Origin of the sequence: Streptomyces graminilatus, assembly GCF_001418565.1 — a bacterium.
GTDB lineage: Bacteria > Actinomycetota > Actinomycetes > Streptomycetales > Streptomycetaceae > Streptomyces > Streptomyces graminilatus.
This window is the reverse complement of the sequence record NZ_LIQQ01000527.1, coordinates 1-6,663: the sequence shown is the minus strand read 5'-3', so window position 1 is coordinate 6,663 and position 6,663 is coordinate 1. Positions and strand designations below refer to the sequence as shown.

Here is a 6,663-nt window from a genome sequence, read left to right as displayed (position 1 = left end):
GGGGGAACACCTCCGCGAAGGCAGGCCGGGGGCGGGGGAGTGGGCCGAACGTGGGATCCGTGAGCACCGTAGGCCCATACGATCTGCGGACCGGGGCAGGGAGCGAGCGGCGCGCGTCGGTGTCCCCCGTTCGCGGTAACGTGAGCCCCCTATGAACGCCAAGCCCGACGTGCAGTTGCCCGCCGTGTCCGTGATCATGCCCGTCCTCAATGAGGAGCGGCATCTGCGCGGAGCCGTCCAAGCGATCCTCGCCCAGGAGTACGCGGGTGAGATGGAGGTCGTCATCGCCCTCGGTCCCTCCACGGACCGCACGGACGAGATCGCCGCAGAGCTGGTACGGGAAACGGCGTCCGACGCCAAGCGCGTCCACACGGTCCCCAACCCGACCGGCCGTACGCCCGCCGCGCTGAACGCCGCGATCAAGGCCTCCCGCCACCCCGTCGTCGTACGCGTCGACGGACACGGCATGCTCTCGCCCGACTACATCGCGACCGCCGTACGTCTCCTCGACGAGACCGGCGCGCAGAACGTCGGCGGGATCATGCACGCCGAGGGCGAGAACGACTGGGAGCACGCGGTGGCCGCCGCGATGACCTCGAAGATCGGCGTCGGCAACGCCGCCTTCCACACGGGAGGCACGGCCGGGCCCGCCGAGACCGTGTACCTCGGTGTCTTCCGGCGCGCCGCGCTGGAGCAACAGGGCGGCTACAACGTGGAGTTCATCCGCGCCCAGGACTGGGAGCTGAACTTCCGGATCCGTGAGGCGGGCGGCCTCATCTGGTTCTCGCCCGAACTGCGGGTGTCGTACCGGCCGAGGCCCTCCGTGCGTGCGCTGGCCAAGCAGTACAAGGACTACGGCCGCTGGCGCCATGTCGTCGCCCGCTACCACGAGGGCTCCATCAACCTGCGCTACCTCGCCCCGCCCGCCGCCGTGGTCGCGATCGCGGCGGGCGTGCTGCTGGGCGCCGTACTGACACCGTGGGCCCTCCTGGTGCCCGGCGGCTACCTCGCGGCGATCGTGGCGGGCTCGGTCCCGGCCGGCAAGGGCCTCCCGCTGAAGGCCAGGCTGCGGATCCCGGTCGCCCTCGCCACCATGCACATGTGCTGGGGCTGGGGCTTCCTGACGAGCCCCAAGTCGCTGGCCCGCAAGGTGATCGCGGCCCGCCGCCCGGCGGTACTGGACAGCGCGAACGCGTCCTGAAACACGAGGGGTTGGGGCCTGCGCGCTGTCACAGACGGCGGGCAGGCCCCAACCCGTATGCCGGTCGCGTCCGCTCTACCAGCGATAGGGCGAGTACACATCCATGCACGACTTGGTGTCCGAGCCGACCAACTTGTCGGCTGTGGCGGGCAGTTGACCGGCCTTCGGCGCGGCCTTCCTCGGATACGCCGCGCCCTCACGCCAGTCGGCGCCCACGGTCACCGTCACACCGGACACGTCCGTCGACTTCTTCACCGAACTCGCCGGAATCCCGAGGGACTTGGCGACGAGCTGGGCGTCGCCGGCCAGATCGGCGCTCGGGTAGTGCACGACCGTCTGTTCCACGGACAGTGAACCCGACGTGTCCGCCGCCGCGTTGGTGAAACCCTTGCCGATGAGGACCTGGCTGATCGCGGTCGCCCGGCCGCCGACCGCGGCGAGTTCGGCCGTCCGGGTGCCGTTCTGCACGAGCACGCCGATCTTTCCGGGAGCCGCCGCCGGGTCCGTCGAGACCGGCGGCGCGGACGCCTCGCCCGTCGGGTTCTTCGCCGCCGGGGCGCCGCCCTTGTCGTCGAAGGCGATGTCGTCGCGGAGCATCGTCCACATCTGCTCGGCGTCGGCTCCGGCCGGCACCAGGTGGTTCACGTCCTTGGGGTCCTCGACGGTCGGCATCGTCGTCATCGTGATGCGGTCGGTCGGCACCGACTTGAGCTGCATGCCCAGGTCGAACAGCTCCTTGACCGAGCCGAGTTCCTCGGACACCGTCAGGGACTTGGTGGCCGCCTCGGCCAGATCGGTCAGCCGCCCGCCGTCCGTGAAGACGTTCTGCGACTTCAGCGTGCGGATCATCGAGTTCATGTACATGTGCTGGGCCTTGGCGCGCCCCAGGTCGCTGTAGAAGGCGTGCCGGGTACGCAGCCACTGCAGCGCCTGCTTGCCCTGGACCTTGTGCCGGCCGGCCGTCAGCTTGAGCCCGGAGCCGCCGGACACCCTGGGCTTCGGGCGGTCCCACACGTTCTGCTTCACACAGACCTCGACGCCGCCGATGGCGTCGGCCATCTTCACCACGCCCGCGAAGTCGATCGTCATCCAGTGGTCGATGTAGACCCCGGTGAGGTTCTGCCAGGTGGCCAGCGTGCAGCCGGCGCCGCCCCGGGCCAGCGAGGTGTTGATGATGTCGTTGGTCGCCGCGAACTTCTCGCCGGTCTTCGGGTCCACGCACTTCGGAATGTCGACGCGGGTGTCGCGCGGGATGCTCACCACGGCCGCGCTCTTGCGGTCGGCGGAGACGTGGACGAGCATCTGGACATCGCCCAGCGGCGGGTTGCCGGCGTTCTTCCGGTCACCGCCCAGCGACACGTTCGCTGCGGAGTTACGGCTGTCCGAGCCGATCAGCAGGATGTTCAGCGGGGTCTGCCCGGCGGCGTTCGGCTCCGTCCTCCGTGCCTTGGAGTCGCCGATGCTGCGCGCGCCCTTCTGGATGTTGCCGTTCAGGTGTTCGTAGTACAGGTATCCGACACCGGCCGTGCCGAGTATCAGCACGGAGAGGGTCGCCGCCGACCAGCGCAATATCCGCCGCCTCCCGCCAGGCGGCCCACCTCTTCCGGGACCGCCTCTCCCCTTACTACCACCATCGCCACCACCGGCGCCGTCACCGGACGGGCCGACGCCCCGGGAGCCGGACTCGGAGTCGCCACCGTGCTCGTGCGAACCGTCTCTCTGCCCCGGAACCCGAGCAGGCCGGACGCCTGGACGCGTCCCCTCCCCCTGCACACTGCTCTGTGTCATTCCCCTGCCTCCCCACCCTTGCACCGCCGTCGAACAGGCCTGCCCTGCGTCCTGTTAGACGCGAGGCAGGCCTGTTCGGTCAATCGGCGCACCAAAAACATCTGGCGCGGACACCCATCAGTCAGATGGTGTGTTCACTTGGCGCACTGCACCTTGTCCGCCGTGGACTGTCCCTCCACGGCCGGCGCCTTTGCCGGTCCGGTGAGCGGTACTCCAGCACCCTTGAAGTCCTTGCCCAGGGTCAGCGTCATGGTGGGCAGCCCCTGGGAGTTCGTCACGCTCTTGCCAGGCTTCAGCGCCGCACCGGACAGCCCCATGATGGCGGCCAGCCGACGGGCCTGGTCGGCCTGGTCGGGCGCGTACTCCAGCGTCGTCTTCGCGAGCTCCGCCGGAGCGTTGCCAGCGTTCTCGGACTTGGTCACGCCCTCGTCGTTCTGCAGGTAGCTGAGGGTCTCCTGGGCGGAGCCCCCGGGGGCGCCGCCGTTCATGATCTGCACCCGCACCTCGGAGGCCTCGGACTTGGGGCCCTTGAGACGGGCGGCGACGGCCGCCTTCTCCTTCGCCTTCTCCTGCTTGACCGAGGTGAAGGACACGTCGTCGCGGATGGAGTCGAACACCTGGGGGGCGGTGACCGGGTTGACGATCACCGTCTTGCGGACGACACCGTCCGCCGGGTTGTCGATGACGGGGACGGTCATGAAGGTGATGTTCTTCGTCGGCACCTTCTTCAGCTCCAGCGCCACGTCCTTGAGCGTGGACACGTTGCCGATACCGGTGTCCACGGTCAGCGCCTTGGTGGCCGCCTCCGCGAGCCTGATCAGCTTGGACGCGTCGCTCAGGGTGTCACTGGAGGCCATCTTGCGCATCAGCGAGCTGAGGAACTGCTGCTGCACCTTGATCCGGTCCAGGTCGCCCTGGTTGCCGAAGCTGTGCCGCGTACGGACGAAGGCGAGCGCCTGCTCGCCCTCGACCGTCGACTTGCCGGCGGGCAGCTTCAGCTTCGAGTCCTTGTCGTTGACGGCCTTCGCCACACAGACCTCGACCCCGCCCACAGCCGTCGTCAGCGTCTTCACGGCGTTGAAGTCGGCCATCATGAAGTGGTCCGGCGAAATGCCCGTGACCTCCTTCACGGTGCGCATGGTGCACCCGGGGTCACGCTCGAACTGCCCAAGACTGGTGTTGAACCGAACATCCTGGGTGCCGGGAATGACTTTCTCGGTCCCGTCCGGCAGCTTGGTCGGACAGTCCGGGATGTCGACGACCAGGTCACGCGGAATGCTCAGCGCGGTCGCGTTCGACCGGTCCTTGGAGACGTGCAGCAGGATCGTCGTGTCGGCGTGCCCGACGCTGCCCGCGTCGCCGTACTTCTCGTTGCCCTTACCGGTGCGTTTGTCCGTACCGATGATGAGGATGTTGAAGGCCTCGTCCTTGCTGAAGCCGGACTTGCCCGCCGTACCGACGTCCGTCGTCTGGACATTGCCCTCAAGGTGCTTCAGGTAGAGATAGCCCGCCGCGGTGGCCGCGACCATGACGAAGGCCATGGTCCCGCCCGTCCAGAGCAGCACCTTCTTGGCCTTCGACTTCTTCTTCTCCGGGCCCCGCGAGCGCCGCCGCCCGGGCAGCGGGTCGTCCTCGGGCACACCACGACGCCGTCTGGGCGGCGGAACTTGCCCGGGCATACCGGGCAGGGGAGTGTCGCGTTCCTGCTCCCGCTCCGGTGCCGCCGAACGCCCGCGTCCGGCACCCGCGTTGGCGGGGGCGGCACGACGAGGTCCCGGGACCGCTGATTGCGGTGCGGAGGGAGTCAGTCGCAGTTCGTATTCGCCGGTGCTCGGGTTGAGCACCCACTGGTCTGCGGGGTCGATGTTGTCCGCCCGCCCACGGCCTTGCGCGTCCACGGTTGTCTGCATCCTCCGTCGGGGCCACGCGGCGCCTTTCCCCCTCCAAGGCGCTCGGGTCTCGGTCTGCCGGTGTGCACACGACACGTGTCCTGACGCACCGGATCGCTCACACTATCCGTCCAGTTGAGCGTCAAGCGACGACGGTGACAAATTCCACGTCCCTACACCTGGGCAATCCACCCATTTTCTTGAACTAAACCCCGCCGTCTTGGCCAGCGCTTTACCGATAGCGGCCCCCGGGCGCCGATAACAACCACCCGACGCCCGCCTGTTCGGCTTCCCGCCCCGCCCCAGAAGTCGAAAAACAGACCGAACATCTGAGCACCGGGTAAGGCCACCACCCCCAGGGGCGCGAGGAACTGCGCGACAAGCCCCCACGGGCCCGCAGCCGAAAAGCACCCCTCACTGAGCCCGACCGATCCAACACCGGGCACGGCACCCACCCTCAGGGGCGCGAGGAACTGCGCGACAAGCCCCCACGGGCCCGCAGCCGGAAAGTACCCCTCACTGAGCCCGACCGATCCAGCGCCGGGCACGGCACCCACCCCGAGGGGCGCGGGGAACTGCGCGACAAGCCCCCACGGGCCCGCAGCCGGAAGGCACCCCTCACCGAGCCCGACCGATCCAGCGCCGGGCACGGCACCCACCCCGAGGGGCGCGGGGAACTGCGCGACAAGCCCCCACGGGCCCGCAGCCGAAACCGTGCGTGCCCCTATGCCCGGCGCACAGCCGTAACCCGCTCATCCTCAACCCGCTTGGCCACCACACCCTCGGCCGCCAGCTCCAAATGCCGGCACAACACCACAGACCCCCCGACGGCCAGCGGCGCGTACAACCCCGCACTGACCCCGTCCCACGTGTCGTACCCCAACCCCGACAGCAACCGGGCCCCGGGCCCCGTGAGCCCGAACCTCACCGCATCCGCGCCCCCGGCCCGCTCCACAACCTCCGCCCCCGTGAACTCCGCCCCGGCCACGACCAGCGCCGCCGCCTCCGGATCGACGGGCGCGTACGGCGCGAACCGGTCCCCCTGCCCCGGCACCTCCACCGCGTAGTCGGCGAAGCCGGCCGGCGCCTGCGGAAACCGCCCGCCCAACGGCCGCAGCGCGAGCGCGATCCGCTCACCGGAACACGCGCGCGCGGCCTCCAGCGTGTCGGGCCCGCTGACGACGACGTCGGCGGCCCCCGGGTCGCCCGCCAGGTCCGCGACGACGCCCACCGACGAACACGCCAGCAGCCACACCGCCGTCTGCCAGTGCGCGGGCAGCAGCAGCGCGACCCGGTCACCGGGTTCGGCGGACAGCTCGCCCTGGAGGAGATTCGCGGTCTTGGCCACCCAATTGGCGAAGGTGGCCACGGACAATTCGACACGTTCACCGGTGGCGTCGTCGTAGAAGGTCACCAGGGGGCGTGCGGGGTCCGCGGCGAGCGCGGAACGCAGCAGGTCGGCAGGGGTGCGGTCGATGGCGTTCACCCGCGCAAGGGTACGCAGGGGCGCGCGTGGCCGTTGGTGCGGGCCGCTCACCGGAGCCACCGGTTCGGGTGAACACGCCAGACGGTTCGTCAGTTCATCGTTGGACAGATATGTATGACTATGTCCAGGATCAGGGGCATGCGTGGACATCTTGCTTCTTACATCGGCGTCGCATGCGCAACAGCCCTGGCGCTCCCGTTGACCCTGCCCGCAACCCCGGCCTCGGCCTCGGCGAGACCCGCCGTGACGAGACCGGCAAAGGCGGCCCCCACCGCTCCCACCACCTCCACCGCTTCCAC

At 69.5% G+C, this 6,663-nt stretch carries 4 protein-coding genes; 1 reads left to right on the top strand and 3 read right to left on the bottom strand.

What is annotated here, in order from left to right; translation table 11 throughout:
• Positions 1-151: 151 nt before the first annotated feature.
• Positions 152-1,201, top strand: coding sequence for a glycosyltransferase family 2 protein (locus tag AOK08_RS35090; protein WP_055533553.1), 1,050 nt, complete (start codon positions 152-154; stop codon positions 1,199-1,201).
• A 75-nt stretch (positions 1,202-1,276) separates the two neighbouring features.
• Here AOK08_RS35090 and AOK08_RS35085 read toward each other — a convergent pair whose 3' ends face one another.
• From AOK08_RS35085 to AOK08_RS35075, 3 genes are all read right to left on the bottom strand, one after another.
• Positions 1,277-2,989: an LCP family protein gene (locus AOK08_RS35085; RefSeq protein WP_079054451.1), complete on the bottom strand. Its 1,713-nt coding sequence runs from the start codon at positions 2,987-2,989 to the stop codon at positions 1,277-1,279.
• A gap of 134 nt (positions 2,990-3,123) precedes the next feature.
• A complete protein-coding gene (locus tag AOK08_RS35080) occupies positions 3,124-4,887 on the bottom strand; it encodes an LCP family protein (protein WP_079054450.1) in 1,764 nt (587 codons plus the stop codon).
• A 715-nt stretch (positions 4,888-5,602) separates the two neighbouring features.
• Complete coding sequence (locus AOK08_RS35075; RefSeq protein ID WP_055533555.1) at positions 5,603-6,364, bottom strand: TIGR03089 family protein; 762 nt, start codon at positions 6,362-6,364, stop codon at positions 5,603-5,605.
• Positions 6,365-6,663 lie beyond the last annotated feature (299 nt).